Source organism: Streptomyces sp. RLA123, assembly GCF_056270165.1.
Genome location: NZ_JBWDOR010000003.1, coordinates 7,397,943 through 7,416,732, shown reverse-complemented (window position 1 = coordinate 7,416,732; position 18,790 = coordinate 7,397,943). Strand labels below are relative to the sequence as shown.

General features: G+C 69.1%; 13 protein-coding genes. 6 read left to right on the top strand and 7 right to left on the bottom strand.

Features of this window, described 5'->3' with window-relative positions; translation table 11 throughout:
- Positions 1 to 658: 658 nt before the first annotated feature.
- The 3 genes from RV983_RS34150 to RV983_RS34140 all read left to right on the top strand — a co-directional run bounded on the left by RV983_RS34150 (position 659) and on the right by RV983_RS34140 (position 4,578).
- Positions 659 to 808, top strand: a complete 150-nt coding sequence (locus RV983_RS34150; RefSeq protein WP_475989578.1) for a hypothetical protein — start codon at positions 659 to 661, stop codon at positions 806 to 808.
- A 608-nt stretch (positions 809 to 1,416) separates the two neighbouring features.
- Positions 1,417 to 2,982, top strand: a complete 1,566-nt coding sequence (locus tag RV983_RS34145) for an ISL3 family transposase (RefSeq protein ID WP_475989577.1) — start codon at positions 1,417 to 1,419, stop codon at positions 2,980 to 2,982.
- A 405-nt stretch (positions 2,983 to 3,387) separates the two neighbouring features.
- Positions 3,388 to 4,578 carry a hypothetical protein gene (locus RV983_RS34140; protein WP_475989576.1) on the top strand — a complete coding sequence of 397 codons (1,191 nt, stop codon included), beginning with the start codon at positions 3,388 to 3,390 and terminating at the stop codon, positions 4,576 to 4,578.
- 628 nt (positions 4,579 to 5,206) lie between these two features.
- Here the strand turns inward: RV983_RS34140 and RV983_RS34135 are convergent.
- The 3 genes from RV983_RS34135 to RV983_RS34125 form a co-directional block, all read right to left on the bottom strand.
- Complete coding sequence (locus RV983_RS34135) at positions 5,207 to 7,861, bottom strand: WD40 repeat domain-containing protein (RefSeq protein ID WP_475989575.1); 2,655 nt, start codon at positions 7,859 to 7,861, stop codon at positions 5,207 to 5,209.
- Positions 7,862 to 8,262: 401 nt separating this feature from the next.
- Positions 8,263 to 9,015: a hypothetical protein gene (locus RV983_RS34130; RefSeq protein ID WP_475989574.1), complete on the bottom strand. Its 753-nt coding sequence runs from the start codon at positions 9,013 to 9,015 to the stop codon at positions 8,263 to 8,265.
- Between the two features lie 69 nt (positions 9,016 to 9,084).
- Positions 9,085 to 11,214, bottom strand: coding sequence for a hypothetical protein (locus tag RV983_RS34125; protein ID WP_475989573.1), 2,130 nt, complete (start codon positions 11,212 to 11,214; stop codon positions 9,085 to 9,087).
- Positions 11,215 to 11,610: 396 nt separating this feature from the next.
- On the opposite strand from RV983_RS34125, the gene RV983_RS34120 reads away from it, so the two are divergent.
- The 3 genes from RV983_RS34120 to RV983_RS34110 are packed head-to-tail and all read left to right on the top strand — an operon-like array spanning position 11,611 to position 15,490.
- Positions 11,611 to 11,967 (top strand): hypothetical protein, encoded by a 357-nt coding sequence (locus RV983_RS34120; RefSeq protein WP_475989572.1) that lies wholly within the window; start codon positions 11,611 to 11,613, stop codon positions 11,965 to 11,967.
- Entirely contained in the window at positions 11,964 to 14,762 is a 2,799-nt protein-coding gene (locus RV983_RS34115) for a TIR domain-containing protein (RefSeq protein WP_475989571.1), read from the top strand. The genes RV983_RS34120 and RV983_RS34115 overlap by 4 nt, the downstream gene beginning before the upstream one ends.
- Positions 14,763 to 14,803: 41 nt before the next feature.
- The gene (locus tag RV983_RS34110; RefSeq protein ID WP_475989570.1) at positions 14,804 to 15,490 is read left to right on the top strand and encodes a hypothetical protein; all 687 of its coding nucleotides are present in this window, start codon (positions 14,804 to 14,806) and stop codon (positions 15,488 to 15,490) included.
- A gap of 130 nt (positions 15,491 to 15,620) precedes the next feature.
- Here RV983_RS34110 and RV983_RS34105 read toward each other — a convergent pair whose 3' ends face one another.
- The 4 genes from RV983_RS34105 to RV983_RS34090 form a co-directional block, all read right to left on the bottom strand.
- Positions 15,621 to 16,025: a hypothetical protein gene (locus tag RV983_RS34105; protein WP_475989569.1), complete on the bottom strand. Its 405-nt coding sequence runs from the start codon at positions 16,023 to 16,025 to the stop codon at positions 15,621 to 15,623.
- Between the two features lie 106 nt (positions 16,026 to 16,131).
- Complete coding sequence (locus RV983_RS34100; RefSeq protein WP_475989568.1) at positions 16,132 to 17,901, bottom strand: relaxase/mobilization nuclease domain-containing protein; 1,770 nt, start codon at positions 17,899 to 17,901, stop codon at positions 16,132 to 16,134.
- Positions 17,901 to 18,359, bottom strand: coding sequence for a plasmid mobilization protein (locus RV983_RS34095; RefSeq protein WP_475989567.1), 459 nt, complete (start codon positions 18,357 to 18,359; stop codon positions 17,901 to 17,903). The genes RV983_RS34100 and RV983_RS34095 overlap by 1 nt, the downstream gene beginning before the upstream one ends.
- Before the next feature lie 203 nt (positions 18,360 to 18,562).
- A complete protein-coding gene (locus tag RV983_RS34090) occupies positions 18,563 to 18,787 on the bottom strand; it encodes a hypothetical protein (protein ID WP_475989566.1) in 225 nt (74 codons plus the stop codon).
- Between the last annotated feature and the right edge of the window lie 3 nt (positions 18,788 to 18,790).

Here is an 18,790-nt window from a genome sequence, read left to right as displayed (position 1 = left end):
AGGTGCTGGCCAGACCACCGAGCGGCTGTTCGCGGACGGACTGTTGGAGAAGGACACCAGCACGTCGCTGTATCGCCCGGGGCAGCTCCTGTCGCTCACGCCACGAGGCGAGGAGGCGCTCCAGGTCTCCCGGATGACAACGCCGCGTGTCTCCGCTGCCCTCAGCCGCAGCCATCTCGCCTCGGCTCCGGGCAGTGCGGTAACCGATCCCACGCCGGCTTCCCCCTCCGGCACGACCGCCAAGTCCTCTCGCTCTCGCTGAAGTCCCCGGAAGGAAGACCCTCATGTCCACCGTGATCGACACCCGCCGCCTGGTCGAGCACCGGTACGGCCGCCCGCTGGAGGACCTCCAGCGCGACGGCGCGCACGGCGGTTCGGGCGATCCCGTTCTGCCGATCGTGCTGAGGCGGCTCGGCAACCTTGCCGAGACGAACGCCCGTGCCCGTGCTGCCCGCCGCAACCTTGACGCGGCCTGGCCGGCGCTGCCGCTCCGGCGAGCACGCCGTCGACCACCTCGTGCTGCGGTAGGCGGCGGAAGTCGTGGACCTCGAACGCCAGGAGCAGTCGGAAGCCGAGGCGGTCTAGGACCTGCTGGACCAGCCTGCCGCCCGCCGGCCTGCGGTCCGGCGAACCGGATCCGCGCGATGAGGAGGACCTCATGGCCGTCGCCCGCCAGGTCGCCGCTCATCTGCCCCGTCACAGCCGCGAAGCCCTGCGTCAGGGCCTGCGCGTCCGCAGCATCCACGTCAGCAACCGCCGCCTCGGCACGGCGCTCCAGCGTCTGCCCGCCGAGCGCAACCCTCACTGATCCGCGCGCCCCGAAGCCCGATTCCACCCTCGTCATAACGGAGTTACGCCATGTCCACCCCTGTACAAGCCGCAACCTCGGATCCAGGTCCTCGACGCGGGCGAGCCCATGCGGTTCGTCCACATCGCCGAACAGGGCGGGCTGGACAACGGCTTCACCCGACAGCAGCTGAACCGGCTTCAGCTTCGACGGCCTGGTCACTCGCACCGGACCGCGCCACGGCGCTCCGTACGTCCTGACCGACACAGGGCGGGCGGCGCTGGGCCCCGTCTACGCAGCCGTCGAGCACCGGAGCAACCCCATCGCCGCACCGCGTCCCGCAGCTGCCCCGGTCGCGGCGGCCACCCGCACCCACAACAGCATCCCGCTGGGGTCGGACGGCATCCGTACCGCAGTGGCCTTGCGTCGGAGCACTGCCGCGCCGAGCGCCCCGTTCAGCCACGCTCCGCAGCCACAACCGCGGGTGTCGGCCGTGTGGACGATCACGTTATTCGGCTCTGGCGCTGATCTTGTGATCGAGCGGACGCTGACGGTGGTGCCTGGCATCCTGTCCCGCGTGTTCTACGCCGAGTTTCGAGGCGCTTCTGCCTCATCTGTCCGGTGTCCTGGTGGAGTTGGTCGAGCGATCGGCCGGCGGGATCACGATGCATGCCCGTGTCCGTGCGGTCGATGCGCCGTGTCCGCACTGCCGGAGCCCGTCGGGACGTGTGCACGGGCGATACCTGCGACGGCTGTCCGATGCGGCGATCAGCGGCACCCGGGTGGTCATCGAGCTGCTGATACGCCGGTTTCGGTGCCTCAATGCCGCCTGCGCGGCCGTGACGTTCGCCGAGCAGGTGACAGGGTTGACCAGCCCGCATGCCCGCTACACTCCGCTGATGCGCGGGACGCTGACCTCGATCGCGCTGGCGTTGGCCGGGCGGGCCGGCGGCCGGCTCGCGGTCGCGCTGGGGGTCCCGGTGGCGAAGGACACCCTGTTACGCCTGCTCAGAGCCTTCCCCGAGGAGCCCGTCGGGCAGGTCCGGGTGCTGGGCGTCGACGATTTCGCACTACGCAAGGGCGACTCGTACGCGACCGTCCTGGTCGACCTGGAGCGGCGACGCCCCGTCGACGTGCTGCCGGGACGCGAGGCAGCACCGCTGGCCGCCTGGCTCCGTGACCACCCCGAGGTGGAGGTGATCTGCCGGGACCGGGCCGGCTCCTACGCCGAAGGTGCCCGCGCCGGCGCCCCGCAAGCGGTGCAGGTAGCCGACGCGTGGCACCTGTGGAAGAACGTCGGCGAGGCGGTGGAGAAAACGGTCGGTGCCCATTTCGCCTGCGTGCGGGCCGTTTTCGAGAAGATGCCGACCCCCGTACCCACCGACGCGCCCACTGATGACGAAGGCCCAGTGGCGGCACCGGTGGGGACCCTGGACGTCTGCGGGCGCGAGCGCCGCCTGGTGGTCCGGACCCGGGAACGGTTCACCCTGGTCCAGGACCTGCTGGGCCAGGGTGCCTCGCTGGAGTCGATCTGCCACCGGCTCCAGCTGGACCGTTCTACCGTCCGCCGCTTCGCCCGCGCGACCAGCATCGACGAGCTCCTGGTCAAGGCGGTCAACCGGTCGACGATCCTGGACGAGTACCGGCCCTACCTCCACCAGCGGTGGAACGAGGGCTGCCACGACACCGCCCAACTGCACCGCGACATCACCGCCCTCGGTTTCACCGGCAGCATCCAGGCCGTCCGCCGCTACCTGCGAACCTTCACGCCCTCAGCTCCCGCACCGGCGCCCAGGCCCGCGCCACGGCCCCGCCGCGTCGTCCGGTGGATCATGACCAACCCGGGCAACCTCACCGACGAGGACGCCCTCACTCTCAAGGAGATCCGCGCCGGCTGCCCCGAACTCGACGCCGTCACCGACCACGTCCGCGACTTCGCCGAGATGATGCGCGACCTGCGCGGCGACCAGCTGCCCGACTGGATGGAGCGCCTCGAGCAAGACCCCCTGCCCGCGCTGCACTCCCTGATCAACGGGCTCCGCCGGGACCAGGACGCCGTCATTGCCGGACTGTCCACTCCCTGGAGCTCCGGCCAGGTCGAGGGACAGAACACGAGAGTCAAGCTCATCAAGCGGACCGGATACGGCCGCGCCAACTTCGACCTTCTACGCAAGCGGATCCTGCATAGAACCTGATGACCAGCCACAAGATCAGCGCTGAGACGAATTACGTGATCACCGACAAGGGCCCGCGCGGAGACCAACCGGACCAGCGCTGGCAGTCCCCCATGCAACGATCGCCGCTGGTCCCGCACCCCATTGCCTGCGGGCACCAACCGGACCGGCCGACCACATCTACTTGCACCAGGACCGGTGTCCGGCCGGACCACCGGCCCGAACTGTCAACGCTCTCTGAACCTTCACGAAGCAGCGACACGAACACACAGCCCCGCAAGTGCCGATCAAGAAATCGCGACGGCAGCCGCGACCGGGCCCCAGCTTCCCTTTCCGGCTCCTCCAAGCCGGGCGTGCGCCAGTGCTGGACGGGCCTGGTCGCGCTGGCCAGCGGCGAGCCCACGGCTCGACAGCGAGAATGGCGGGATGGACGGACTGGGTGGGGCGCTGGCGCGGGCAGCTGCGGATGGCGATGTGGTGGACGGCTGGCTCCAGGGGCTGGCGAGCAATCAGGCGCTGCCGGTGGAGGCGCTGGCCCGGCTGTTGGAGTTCGACGAGCTGCCGATACCGGGCATCTGGCTCCGGTACAGGACCTTGGATGCCGCAGCGACGGAGCTGCTGGTGGCTTCGCCGCAGGTCCAGCACCGGCTGGACGTGACGGAGAACGCGACGGCCGACGGCGACGTTCTGGCCCGGCTCGCGCGGGATCCGGAGCCCCGGGTCCGGTTCGTATACGCAGTGATGCTTTTCGAGTACAAGCGCCGTATCCCTGCCGAGGTGCTGGAGATCCTTGCGCAGGACCCGGACCCGAAGATCCGGCGGATCGTCAGCTGGAGTGAGAAGCCGCCCGTCGCGGTGCGGGAGCCGCCGTCCGTGCTGACGGCGGAGCAGCGGGTGGCGCACCCGGATCCGGCGGTGCGGATGAAGGCCGCCGCTGATCCCGCGGTACCGACCGTCCTGGCCCTGCGACTGGCGGAGGATCCCGAGAACGACGTCCGGCTCGCGGTGTCGATGCGGGAGGAGCTGACGGAGAAACAGCGCACGGCCATCCCTTGCACGGTGTGGCAGGACTTCTGGTCTCCGCCACCCTGGATCGCACGGCATGCGACGGACCCGGAGGCGGCCCGCCGGATCGCGAGGTCGGCGCACGTGGGGCTGCGGCGGGTGCTCGCGGCTCAGCCGCACCTGGCGCCGGACGTGGCGGCCCTACTTGCCGCGGACGAGGACGAGTGGGTACGGCGCAGATTGGCCGAGTCGTGCGAGGACGCGCCGCACGACCTGCTGGTGGAGCTGTACGCCACCGTGCAGGACCGGTACTGGTCGGGGTACCGCTACCACCGCAACTTCTCCCGGCCCGGGTTGGCCCGGTTCGCCGACGACCCCAACCCACGGCTGCGGCACGCCTCGTTGGACGACCCGGAGGCCGGGCCAGAGCTGGTGCTGCGGCTAGCCGACGACCCCGAGGTGGGCCACTGGGCGATCCGCGACCCCAGACTGCCTACCAACGAACTGCTCCGGCGGCTCACCCTGCCGGCACATGCTGCGGCTGCCGCAGGCAATCCGGCACTGCCGGTGGCGGTCATGCACCACCTGCTGGACCTCGCCCGGGCACGCTGACCTTGGGCGAGCGGCTGATGCATGGCCTGCAGGGCGATCAGCCCGTCGTCCAGCTAGAGGTACCCGACCACTTCGGCCAGCACCGCCAAGGCCGTCAGGCCGACGCAGCGTCACAAGATCAGCGCCAGAGCCGAATTGTGTGATCGCTGACAGGCCGCCGTCACTACCTGGTCCGCCCCCGCTCGGGGCCGGTGATCCGCATGGCATTCAGCGCCAGATCCGTGTCACCGCCACCCTCGTGCCCGCGTGCAGCCGGGCAGTCCGCTCCCGGCCGCGCGGGCCCGTTCCCTACCTCCTCCAGGAGCCGCCCCGTGATAACGACCTCTCCTACGGGCGACCTCGCGCCCGACACCGATCTGCTGGCCCGCCCCGTCTATCCGCCCGAGGCTGGGGCTAGGCGATCACCACCCTGATGTTCACCGGCCCGCGCCAAGACACGCAGGTGACCTAATCCTCCAGTTATGACGGGCCCGGGCGGGATAGAAGACCCCGGACTGTTCGATTGGTGCTCGTGGGCGCCGAGCGGATGCCCCTGCCTCCATCCGCCGTACCGGCTCTCGGGATTCCGTGCCTACACCCGGCACGGAAGGCGACCGTGACCTGCGACGCCGACTCAATAGCGCATTTATTAACAAGACTGCGGTAGTTGGCTACGCCGCGGGGTGAACTCCTGCCACTCGCGCGCCGTCAAGCCACCGCCCACGATCCGGCACAGGGCGGTGCGCCAGTGCTCGGGATTCAGATCCCATAGGGTCGTTCCCTCGGATGTGACGACGGCCGCTTGATCTCCGGATCGGCTGCCGGCAACCGCCAGAGGGGTCCCGTTCTCCCAGGGAGATGTCCACGTGGGTGCGGGCCCGCCGCGGTCGACGTAATGGAAGGTGACGCTCTCGGCGGCGAACGACACCAACCGGGTAGCCGCGCCATCCGCCACCCAGCCCTGGGAGCTGGCTGGCCAGTTGCCTCGAATGACCGACTTTTGCCGCCCAGTCCGGGGATCCCACAACTCCATTCCCCTGGACTTCTCACCGTCCCTCTCTGTGCCATCGGCCGTGAACTTCCAGTGGACCACGTAGAGAATCAGTGTCGAACCGTCAGGACTCATCGCAATGCCTTCGACGAAGGCGCCGGGAAGGCGCAGCCGGACCGGTGCGGAGAGTTGCCCCTTCTTGCCAGGCTGCCGGACCTCGACCAAGGCCTCGGGGGTCCTGGGGGCCTCGTAGCCGCTGACGGTCAGGGTTGCCAGGCGACGGCCGTAAGGATCTGCCGCGAGCGTCCCTTCGCCCTTGAGGAACGATCCCGGTCGGCCGTCCCGGCTGACCAGCCGCACTCCCTTGTCCGTGACTACCGCCAGCGTGCCGGAAGACAACGCGGCGACGCTGTACAGCTCCCGGGCCCCGAGCCCCTCGGCCGTCGTCTGCCACACCGGAGTCAGGGGCTCGCGGCGCCAGTGGACGAGGCGGTATGCATCTCCTGACACCCCGATGGTCGTCAGGCGGTGCCCGTCCGGAGAGAAGGCCAGGTCCAGCCAGTCAGTGCCCTGTCCATCGGCAGGTGAAGAACGGTCGACAGGTTTCAGACCCTTCGGGTCGTAGACGGCGATGCGGTCCTGTTCAAGGACGCCGAGTCGGCCCGCGTCGTCCCACTCCGCCTGGGAGGCAGATGCGCCCCAGGAGAGTCGGCGAAACCTGTTGTCGTGGCCGGGAGTCGTCAGAGCAAGCTGCTGTTCGTCTGTGGACAGCACCCGCCTGCCGTCGCTGCCGACGGCCAGCGCACGGATGCTCTCCGCGTGTCGGAACAGCTCAGTGCGCGAACCGGACCTCAGATCCAGGGCGAACACCCGGCCGTCGGCGCAGCCGACAACCGCAGTACGGCCGTCGGCTGCGGCCTTCAGGTCGTAGACGTCGCATTCGGCAGGCAGAGACGCTCTGCCGTGACTCGACCCGTTCCTGGTGTCGACGAATTCCACACGGGAGTCTCGTACGGCCGCGATACGGCTCCCGTCCGGGGAGAACGCGGTCGGCGTGCCAGGGAGAGCGATCGCCTCGCCCTTCGGCAACCACTGCCGACGTCGAAGATCCCACGCGCGGAGGGTCGCGCGGTCACTGTCGATGTTCGTCGCCAGGGCAAGCACCCGTCGGCCATCGGCGGAGAATGCGACGTCGTCGATCCTCAGCCGAGGGTCGAGAGGCGGCGTCGTGGTGACCGACCCTCGCTCGGGATCCCACAATTCCAGGCCGTTGCCGCCGACGGGCTCCGCCAACACGGGGCCTTCGTCTCCTGTATCGATGCCGCCAGGCGCCGCAATCAGGGACGTGTCCGATGCGATGGCGAAGGTGGACCCGATCCTGTCGGTGTGCGGTCCTTCCCGGCCGCCCTCGGCGAGGTTCCAGCTCCGCATTCCGTGGCCTATCTGCGAGGCGAACAGCCATCGCCCGTCGGGGCTGAAGACCAGCTGGTCGATGTCGCCCCAGCCTTCCCCGCCGGCCCCCGGTGGGGCGTCCTCGGAAACCGGTGCGGTTAGCAGGTACGCTCGACGCGACGGGGCCGCGTCCCAGACCTCGATGGTCGAGCCGCCACGCCCGCTGAATGCGAAGAGGTTGTCCGGGCCGACCGCTGTGGCGATGAAGGACACCGTCCCGTCCACTTGGTGGTCCCGGATCAACTGGACGTGCCGCATCTGGTCCATGCGCTGGATCATGGCGGTCGTGGACTCTGGAGTCGGCTCCATGGCGTAGGCGGCGACAGCGAGCCGGGCCGCCAGCACGGGGTCCTCTACGGCCTCTTCGGTCGAGCGCTTCGACAATGCCTCGGCAAGTTTCAGGCGTTCCTGTGCATTCGCGTCACTCCGCGCCTCCCCCCAGGCCAGCAGGCTCCACGTCAGTGCCAGAACCAGGCCAAAGGCGACGGTGAGCTTTCCACGGCGTCGCCATCGCTCTTCCCTGAGTAGGACCTCGGGCCTCTCGTCATACAGAGGCGCCGCCAGCTGGCAGACGGCGACGCGGCCGGACCACCAGCGGAGAGCGAGCGCGGGGTGGAGGCGCCACCAGCGCTTAAAGCGTCGCAGGTCGACCCATTTCGGTTCCTTCTTGTAGAACCCCTTCAGAGCGGGCGGTACGGCATTGGAACCGACGCGGAAGTCCCCAGCTTCCACATCCCATGTCAACCGCCCACCGGTCTGGGCGATCAGGATGTGACGGCTGGCGTCGTGCTCACGCCACCACTCAATCTCCTGGTTCGGCCATGGCTGGGTGGCTGCCTGAGGAGAGGCAAGCAGGATCAAATACCGAGACCTGTCCAGAGCCCGCTTCACTTCATTGGGAAGCTCTCCGGTAGCCGGCAGGGACCGCTGGTCGAGGTAGACGCGGAGCTGCGGCCGCTTACGGCGTCGGCCGACCCTGATCACCCCAGCGCCGACACTTCGTAGCCTGCCGCGTAGCGACGGCGCGAGGCGGCGGTCCGCCTTGTTGGCGTATGAGATAAAGGCGTCGTAATGCTCGTGGTCGTCGTGGTCCTCGGGCCGTTCGGACCTCCTGAGCCCCACACGCCATCTCACGCAATCCCCCTCCGACGCCCGAAATCCGGTTCTTCCCGACCTTATTGTCCGCCACATGGAGATCCCCTCGGATGCTTCGAGCACAGGTAACTACGGATGAGAACGAGGGACGGGTGATTGGGACGCGGTCAGGCGGTGGCGGAGCGTTGTGCTGTGTCCTGGCCGGGGACGCCTTCCGAGTTGCGGGCCTCGTGCCAGGCGGATCTACGCAGATGACGTTCGGGGTCGCGGACGCCCGCGATCTCACCCAGGCCGATGATGTACGGCCGCAGATTGCACTGGAGTTCGCGCAATGCCTGCCGGAATTCCGCATTGCCGGGCCAGGCCGACTCGTCTTCGTCGGGGTGGGCCTCCTCGAAGGCACGTAGCCGGGGATGCCAGGTGGCCAGGAAGGGCGCGAGTTCGAAGTTGAGGATGTCCAAGACTAGTTCGTGGACGGAGTCGCCGTTCGCGGGGGGAGGCGTAGCGCTGCCGGACTCCAGCGGCTCGCGGTACATGTCGAACAGCAGCTTGAGGGACGTGAGAGCTTCGCGCAGATTGCCGCTTCCATCGTCCAATGGACGGGTTGCCACACGTGTCGCGGCCTGAAAGAACATGCGCAGCGCCGCCTGCCGCATGTCCGTGTTCGCCTTGAACGTCATCTCGCTGCCCGGGAGGACGAGCCGCACCTCGGTCAACTGGACCGACCTGCGGTAGACATCGGTGCCGAGTACCAGGGCGACGCCAACCACACCGCCGACCACGACGGAGAGCCACTGGCCTCCCGTCTGGCTGATGGAGTACGCGGCGACGCCGATGACTGCCCCGACTGCCGCGGCCAGCACCGCCCGCCCCACCGTGCGTATCGCAGCAGCGATGGTCCACCCCCGACGCACCGTCACCTCTTGTGTCCTTTCCCCGGATGGCTCGTTGGACGGACACCCGTCCGTACTGGTGGGGAACCTACCGGGTCAGGTGCTCTGGCGCAGGCGCCCCAGCCCGCGGCTTGCCAGGGCGGCGATCTCCTGGGGGTAGTGGGAACCCGCCAGCTGCTGGTTCTCCTCGTCGGTCAGGCCGTTGTACAGGCCCGTCCACGCGGGAGCGTTAGTGAGTGCCCGAAGCCGCTCCAGGCCCTCGAGGAAGCGGGGATCGGGCGGGGTGGCGTCCGAGGGATGGGGTACCTCCGGTGCACCGGTGAGGCCGAGCGTCTTGGCGATCTCGGAAGTGACTCCGCCGTAGCCAGCCGCGAGATAGACGGGCAGCCCGGCTTCCAAGGCCAGCAGGGCTTCTTCCACGAGCCCCGGCATGGTCCCGAGGAACCCTCCTCGCTTGCCACCGAGGAGCAGATGCCCGTCCACATGGCGCATGAGGTAGCCACGCATGCCGGTGAGCGCGCGGTGCCTGATCTCGGGGTCGGTCTCGGGCACAGGGGCCTCGCCCCGGTCGGCGGCGGGGTCGACCGGTTCGCCGTCTATACTCAGGCAGACGATCTCGCCATAGCGTCCGAACTGTTCTCGATGGCGATCGATTTCCGACAGTGGCAGCCTGCGGTGCTCGGTCCAGGCGAGGCAGTTGAGCAACGGGCGGGACGAGGGCGCGTACGTCCGCATTTGCTCGATCAAGAAGAGGGTGTAGCCGTCTTGCCGCAGGTTTCCTCCGTAGGCCAGCTTGCCGCCCGCCGTCACGACGAGCTGCGCGAGTTCACCGAGGACCGTGCGGAACTGGGTTTCGGCCAGGCCCAGCCTGTCCAGGTCTGCACTAGTCGCGACCGAGATACCGATCCGCATTCCCTTCAGGGCATCGGTCGGCAGTACGTCGGACATGTACGTCCCTCCGTTCTCGCGCATACGGTCCCGATCCAGGGCGACGAACTGCTGAGGGGTCATAGACTCGAAGACCAGCCCTCTCAATGACGCGACATCCTTCAGCTGCGCGGCCTCGGTCGGACGGACAGGGGCGCCGGCGTGCAGGACGCTGAATCGGTGGGTCGTAGACCGGGATGTGGCGGTCTGCGCGTGTCTCTTCAGTTCCGCCGTGAGCGTTTCCGCTTCCGGCGCGTGAAAACTCATCCGGGTCGTCGATTCATCTACGTACCGGCGCAAGGACGTGCTCTGGTGCCGCCACAGAGCGTACGACAGGTAGTCGTCCACCAGGAGGTTCACTCCACGGAAGACGTCCGCCTCCGACCACCCATCTTCGAGCATGCGCACGCGCACCCGGCGCGCGTTCCCGGCGAGCGACGAGGCTCTCTCCTCGCCGTGGGTGAGGGCGTCGAGCATGACGATGGGAACCCCCTCCCGTTTCGCGGTCCACAGCTCCTCCAGACACCAGTGCCGCGTGGAGTACAGGTCGGTGACGACGGCCAGGAAGGCGCCGCGCCCTGCGTTCTCGTAGAGCCGCTGGGCGAAGTCCTCACCCGGCTGGAGGGAGACGGCGTCCAGGAAGCCCTGCACACGTGTGCGTCCGATTACGGACATGACGAGGTCGGCGAGGGCGCCGGGGCCGACTGGGTCGTCGGGGGTTCGTGTCTGTCGGGTGTGGCTGACGAACACCTGGAGCCGGCCGTCCTGATCCGCAGCGACGAGCCGTGCGATGCCCTGCGCGAGCTCGCGGCAGAGCGCCTGCAACCACGGTTCGGGCGCAGCTCCCTCCGGCGTGCGTGGCACGCCGATCCGCTGCTGAGGGAAGAGGCTTTCGAGCGTCGTGGGTCTGCCCCCCGGCTTGACCGTGGACACAGGGAACACGCCCACCTGACCTGGGCAGTCTGCCCACGCGTCCGCAATGGCCCGGGCGTATGCGCACCACGGGCCCGACGTGTCCTCCGCGGCGACGATCCACTCGTCGTCGAGCACCGGGACGACCGCGGTGAAGTGTCCCTGCTCGGGTCTTCGGGAGCCCGGCCCTCCCGGGAACGGTATCGGCCGGGGGGTGTCACCCGGCCCGCAGAACCCCGCCGACCGGATGTACGTCTCCATGGGGTTGCTGATCAGGCCGGTGCCGACTCCGCCGCGGAAGTGCGCGCTCACCCGTTCCGCGATCTTCGGGCCCGACCGGTCTCCCGGATGCCACACGACGTAGATCTCGACGACGGGCGCGAGCATCTATGTCCCCTTCCTGTCAGGCCGTACGGCAACGATGCCTGGTGCGGGGCGAGTTGGCCAACAAGACGCCCGCTCCGGCTCCGCCCGATCGCCGTGGCCGCCAGGTTTCCCTCACCCGGATAAGGGAACAGGACGTGAAACATGTGGCGATGGCCACTTGGGACGGACGCGGCGGGGAAGCGGATGAGCAGACAATTGGGTCGCCCTGCCTTGCCCTCGGACGCCACTGCCACCACGTCGTCGGACGGCCCCGAGGTCGTCGGACCGGCGCCGGCGGATCTGCACGATGTGGACTGGGCGAACGCCCCAGCCTCGGGCGCGTTCTGTGGCGTGCCGGGGCTCATGCGGTTCGATACCAAGGGCGAAGCCAGGGCCACATCCCCAGTACGGGGACCGGTGCGTATCCGTAGCGGGACGGAAGTCCTCTACGGCGACACCCGCGACGAGGCCGTCGTCTACGTCGGCTGCGACGACAACGGCCGTACCCAGAACACCCAGATCGCTGCCGGTTACGTGGGGTACGGGCACGCGGGGAAGAACCTCGTCGTCATCGGTTCGATCACCCCGCGGCAGAAGGGGGGGACGTCCCCCACGGCACTCGCGGGGGCGGAGCTCGCGCCGGGCCGAATCATCGTGCACGAGAAGTGCTACCGCCCTATCGACCCGCACTGCTGCCCCACCGGTGACGCCACCACCGTCTGGACCTGTGAGGGCAACGGGCTGATCACGGGCGATCCCCGCATTACCTCATGAGGGCAGGACGTGAGGAGACAGAGGGCCACTACGACGTCTTCATCTCGTACAGCCAGAATCTGGACCGCGAGGTCGCGACCGTCTTCCAGCGGGGCATGGAGAACTTCGGGCGCCCGTGGTACCGGCCGGTGCAGTTGCGGGTGTTCCGTGACACGACACATCTCAGCGCCAGCCGCAATCTGCAGGAGGAGATTGAGAAGGCCCTGGCCCGTTCGAGCTGGCTCATCGTGATGGCCTCTCCGCTGGCCGCGGAATCCCCCTGGGTCCGTGCCGAGGTCGACTGGTGGGTGGCGAACAAGCGCGGCGAGCGGATGCTCCTCGCATGGACCGACGGCACGCTGGAGTGGAGCCGGGAGGCGGAGGACTTCGACTGGTCCCGGACGGACGCCCTGCCGCGTGAACAGATGCAGACGGCTCTGGCCGCCACGCCTGGATGCCCTCGGTGGGTGGACCTCCGGTGGCTTCGCGCCCAGATCGACGAGCACGGCTCGGTGCCAGTCAACGACCCCCGGCTGGTGGCAGACGTCGCGGAGTTCGTTGCCCCGGTCCAGGGCCGGTCGAAGGCCGAGCTGATCGGACACCACCTCCGACTCAAGCGCCGCAGGAACCGGCTGGTCGCGGCCACGGTCGCCGTGCTCTGCGCGCTGCTGGCGACGGCCACGGCCCTCGGCCTGGTGGCCAATCAGCAGCGCAACGTCGCAACCAAACGCCAACTGGACGCTGAGTCACGACAGCTGGTCGCCGAGGCCGCCTCCATCCAGAACACCCGGCCCGATCTGGCCCGGCAACTCCTCGTCGAGTCCTATCGTCTGTCACACACCGAGCAGGCGGTCGGGGCGCTGCTGAGCAGCGGGGCCATCCCCCGCGTCCTGAGCGGCGACGGCTTTTCCCGTGCTGTCGCCTTCAGTCCGAGCGGCCAGATGATGGCCGTGGGCTTCGACGGCGGGGTGACGCTCTACGACAGGGGGACGGGGGAAGACGTCTCCACGCTGCCCGGGCATAGTGTGAGGGCAGTCGCGTTCCACGCGGACGGCAGGCTTCTCGCCGAGGGAGACTTCGACGGGCGGGTACGCCTGTGGGACCTGACGAGCATGACCGAGCCGAGGCTCCTAGGGACCGTCAAGCCCGACGACAGGGTACAGAACCTGGCGTTCGCAGAACCGGCACCCCTGCTTGTGGTGGGCACCGGATCGCAGGTCGTCCTCTTCGACATCCGTGACCCGAGCCACCCCAAGGCGGCCAAGACCTCGTTCGATATGGGGGTGGGTCTCGGGTGGGGGGCCGACGTGAGTCCGGACGCAGAACTGATTGCGACAGGTGCGGGAAGTGACCGGGTACGGCTCATGCGGCTGTCCCGGTCCGGAAGAATAACGCCCCTCAGCTCCTTCGCGACACCTGTCTCCCTGCTAGCCTTCAGCCCCGGCGGCCACCTCCTTGCCACCATCGGTAGTGACTACACCGCACGCCTGTGGGACGTCGCCGATCCCCGGCGCCCAGAACTTCGCTCGGTACTCAACGGCCACAACGAGGACATCTGGTCGATGGCCTTCGCGCACGACGGGAAAACACTGGCCACCGGGGCGATGGACGGCACCATCCAGCTCTGGGACATCTCCGACCCCGTCCGCCCCAGGCAGGGCACACGTCTGTCCGGCCACACGGCGTACGTCGGCTCCCTCGCGTTCGCACCGGACGGCCGCACCCTCGCGTCCGCGGCACCGGACGGCGCCGTACGTCTGTGGAACGTCCATGGCCCGCAGACCTCGTCGGCCTACGTGTCCCTCCCTTCCGGCGACCTGTCCCCCCAGCCCTTCGATCCGAAGGGCCGGTTCGTCGTCGCCGGTCGGCCCAGCACCATCTGGCAGGTGCGCGAGGTTCCGGAACCGCGGCGCCTGGCCACGCTTCCCACCTACAACCGCGGTGGCCAGCGTGTCTCCTTCAGCCCCGACGGCCACACCCTCGCGACCGGTGTCCCGCTCCGCTTCTGGGAGGTGAGCGACCTCGCACGACCACGCGAAAGAGGCGGCTCCCAAGAGGTGGAGGACTCAACGACCGTGGTGTACGGGCCCAACGGCTCGGTGCTCGCCGCCGTCGAGCCGCTCGGGCCGGTTCGCCTGTGGGAGGTGAGCGACCCGGCGCACCCCCGGATCCTGGGCACACTGTCCGGTTCTGGGGCTATCTCGACGATGTTCACGGGGACCGCGCCCATCGCCTTCGCTGGGAAGCGTGGCCTCTTGGCCGCCGTCCGCAAGGACGGCGAGGCCGTCCAACTGTGGGACGTTAGTCGCCCGGACCGGTTTGTAAACACTGATGTGATCCCGATGGAGTCGGCAACAGTCGCTTCCCTCGCCACGACCTCCGACGGTCGCACACTCTTCGTTGGGGATTCACAGGGAACGGTGACGGTCTGGAACATCATGGACCCGCACCGGCCGAGGAGACTCGGCGAGACAGAGCGGCACTCGGGCGAGGTGACTCATCTCGCGGTGCACCCTACGCGGGACCTGCTGGCCAGCGCGGACCAGTACGGGGCCGTCAGGCTGTGGGACGTGAGCGAGCCTGCCGTCCCCCGGGAGACGGCCCTGCTCGCAGCCATCGGTTCCTTTACCCCGACCGGACTCGCGTTCAGCCCTGACGGAGGGCTGATCGCAGTCTCGACGGACGACACCACGTTGATATGGCACACGGACATCGACGCTCTCCTCCGGCAACTGTGCGCCGAGTCCGCCCCCATCACCGAATCTCAGTGGAAGCAGTACCTCCCTGACCGCTCCTACGACCCCCCATGCGCCTAACCCCAATTCCAGACGACTGGCAGTACTGCCGGGAGGACCCCATGCAGCGCTCTTCGGCCGCCTTGTGTACAGCAGCACTCGTTCTCGCACTCGGCGCGGGGTGCTCGTCTCCCACCCCCGATCCCCGAGTCCCCAAGGCCTCCCTGCCCTCACGCAGCGAGGCTCCCGAGCCCTCGCCCGCCCCGCCTACCTCGCCCACGCCCACCGAGCCCGCCGGGCTGGGCAGCGCACCCGAGGACCTGCGCGATCTGGAGTGGGAGCGGGTCGCGGTACCTGGCGACTTCTGCGATGTACAGGGTCTCATCAGCTTCACGGCTGGCGAGGCGTGGGCGCGGTCCGGCACGTGGGGCAAGGTCCATGCCGAGAACCGCCCTGAGGACGTCGTCTACGGGGACGTCCTCGGTGACGCCCGCGTCGAGGCGGCGCTGCTGGTGGGATGTGACACCGGGGGCGAGACCGCGAGCGGCCGACTCGCCTGGGCCTACCTGGCCTTCACCAGTGAGGCCGGCGAGCTCCGCCTCGTTGGCACCATCACTCCGCAGCAGTACCTGGGCGGACAGGCCAGCGCGTTCGACGGAATCGAACTGGCCTCCGACCGGATTACCGCCCACGAAAGCTGGTACCGGGAGAGCGACGCCGTCTGCTGCCCTACGGGTAGGGCCATCACCAGGTGGAACGTGCGCGACGACGGGACCCTGGAGGCGGAATCCCCGCGTATCACCGCCTGACCTACGGCCGCTCCGCTGCACTGCTATCCTTTCACCGCGCCTTGTCGGCCTCGCCGGATGCGTCCGGGGGCCGACAGTATGCGACGCAAGCAGTGTTCACTGCTCGTGCATGGAGCGCAACCGCGCTGCTCTACTCCAGATAGGTGCCTACAAACGCGCCGTCGAAGCCGAGTGCGGCCAGGCCCTGCTCGACGCTGGGGTAGGTCGTCCCGTCCGGGATCGCGATCATGGCGTCGAAGTCGGCCCGACTGATCTCGGGCTCGAGCCACTGATTGCTGCAGCGGCAGCGGACCCAGACGTTACGGCCGCGGTTGATAAGCAGCCAGTCGCGCCGGGCGCGGCAGGCCGAGCACATCATGGGGATCCCGCGCAGGGACAGCTCCGGCGGGTGACTGAGGCAGCGCGTCGCGCCGGGGCCGCTGGGCAGCTGCGTCTCGTACTGGAGCTGCAGCAGAGGATCACTTTCGGCGGAAACGGCGGGCAGGACGGGGGTCGACTCTACGTGGTGGTCGGTCGTTCTGAGCACGAGCGTCATCTCCGGTCGAGGGCCTTCTCTGTTCATCCGTAACAGCCGGTGGAGCCGGTTGTCCATAGGTTTCGCGCAGTCCGGCAGGCCGGCGGTGGTCTTGCCACACTGCTGGTCAGCGACGCGGCCAGCGGTTGCGCCGGTCCGGTTCGGCGGGATGGGTCGCTGTCGGAGGTGCGGTCTGGGCGCCGGTTCGGTTGGGCGCAGGCTTGGCTCGGCCAGTGCCGGCCTGCGGGCGGCGGGCGGTGTCGCCGGGTTGCGCGGGGAGCTGGGCAAGGCGGCGCAGTCGCCAGACCAGGACGTCGTTCACGTCCTCGGCCGTGTCGAGTTCGCGCATGGCGATGGCCTTCTGCAGGAGGGCTTCCGGGTCGTGGCCTGCCTGCTCGGCCTCGGCCAGTGTGGCGACCAAGGCGTCGTTCTGCGTGTTCGTGTCGGGTCGGGTGCGGTTCTCGGGCAAGGCGGCACGGATAGTGGTCTCGTAGGTGCGGCGCTGCGCGTCGGGCAAGGCTCGGCCCTGGTCGCGCAGGGCCTGCATAGGTGCGGCGGCGGCCTGGTGGTAAGCGGCACGAAGGTGCTCGGCGGCCTGCTGGGAGGCTTCGGCTTGCTGGGCGTGGCCACGTGCGGAGTGCCAGCGTGCTGCGGCCAGCGCCACCAGGAGCAGGGTGGAGACGAGCATGGCGGTGGTGCTACCGTCCTCGCCACGGCCGAGCGCGCCGCCGGCCTGGATGATGCCCCGGGCCGCAGAGCGGATCGCCCGGGTGTCCGCGCGTTCGGCCCGGACGTGGCTGCGGGTGGCACGTTCGAAGGATCGAGCGGCGGCGCCGAGTTCGGCGCGGGTGGCGGCCGGGGAGGTCTGGGCGACGGCGTCCAGGAGTTCGCCGACTCCGACGAGTTGGGATGCGGCTTCGTCGTCGCCGCCGTCCAGGAGGATCGCGGCTCGCTCGGCGATCCCGGTCGCGGCGCGTCGCCAATGTGCGGGAGGCGACCAGTCCGAGCGTCCGCTGTCTGCTTCCGGCAGCGTGCCCGTCTCGGAGGTTCCGTTGGCAAGGCGGCGCTGGATCTTCGGATAGGAGAGGTCGGGGGCCAGGGTCGAGCCAGCGAACCAGACCGGCTCGCGGTCACGGTTGCGGTCCCCGGGCAGCGCAACCGTGTAGCCGAGGACGTCGCCGGATGGGGCGTGCCGGAGCTGGACGCGCAGGCCCGCCTCGCGCAGGCGGGTGAAGAACTCGGCTTCGCTGGCGGCTCCGGCGACGGCCTGGCGGACGGCTTCGCGCAGCGTCTCGCGCGGTGTCTCGGGTCGGCCGGTCCGCTCCGCTTTGAAGCGCTCGGCGCTGGTGGGTGTCTTGGCTCCGGTGCCGTCGCCAGGCTTGAGTCGACGCAGGCCCATCTCCTGTTCGATGCGGCGGCATTCGGCCTGGGCCTTCTTGAAGTCGTAGTTCATCCTCGGGCGGCGCAGGTCGCCTCGAACCATGGTGGCGAGGATGTGGATGTGGTCGTCCGCGTGGCGCACCGCGACCCAGCGGCAGCCATCGGGATCACCTTCGGGAGCGAGGTTGACCGCGTGGACGAGGCGGCGGGCGACGGTGTTCCACTCGTCGTCGGTCAAGGTCCGGTCGCCGGGGTCGGTACGGACCGAGCAGTGCCAGACGTGCTGGGCCGGCGCCTTGTCGCCGGCCTGCTTGACCCGCAGGTCCAGCACGGCGGTGAGCCGGGCCAGGGTGGCCTTGGGGTCGGGTTCGGGGCTGGTGTCGCGGCCTGGATCAGGGGCGAAGCCGTCCCAACTGCCCACCAGGCGGGGGTCGGTGTGCTCGTCGCGCTTGCCGGGGCCGTACAGGTAGACGAGCAGGCCGTGGGTGCGCGAGCCGCGTCGGATCTTGGGGACCATCACAGACGCTTCTTCACCAGGGTGTCGGCCGCGTCGTCCACGCGGGTCAGGACGCGGTTCACGGTCGTCAGGGCGCGGTCGAGTTCGCCGGGGAGGGGCTGTCCTCCGGCGTTGTAGACGTAGGCGATCTGGTTGATGTTGTTGCCGACACGGGAGATGGCGGTGCGCAGAGCGACCAGCTCGTCGATGGCGGCGTCGAGTTGTTCGTTGGTGTGCACGGCGGTCGAACCGCGGGCGACAGCGAGGCCGGCGGCGGCGAGGAATCGGGCAACGGTGACGGCGCGCTGCTTGGCGGCGGCGGTGATCTCGGTCTTCTCGGTGTCGGACAGGCGGGTGGTCGTCTTGTGGGTGCGCTGGCTCGGGTTGCGGGTACGTCGGCGCGGCTTGCGGTCGGGGAACGCGGGTCGGCTCGGGCTCTGGTGCTCGCGCGGGGCGCGGTCGTCTGCTTCTCCTCCCACGACCGGCGCCCCCTGGTGCCGGGAGTCCGGCTGGTCCCTGCGCGCCCTCGCTCGGGGACCAGCTGGACTTCCCCCGCTCCCCTGGGCGGGGGCAAGTGCGTACGACGGGCCGTAGGACCGTCGTACGCGACAACTTGCTCCGCCGGAGGCCGTCGTGGAGCCACGTTCCTCTCCGGACGTACCGTCCACCGGGCCAGGGTCGGTCACCGGCTCGCCTCGGGGTTCTGCTGGTGGACCTTGCGGAGGACATCCTCGATCCAGTCCATCGCAAGGACTGGATGGTGCAAGGTCCAGGGGCGGTCGAGGCGATGGCGATACACCGTCCAGGTGCCCTCGGGTTCGCGTTCGACACGGTGGAGGTGGCCGCGCCGGTGCAGGACGGTCAGCCAGGAGTCGACTTCGGCCGGTGTCGCGGGATTCGTACGCATGGT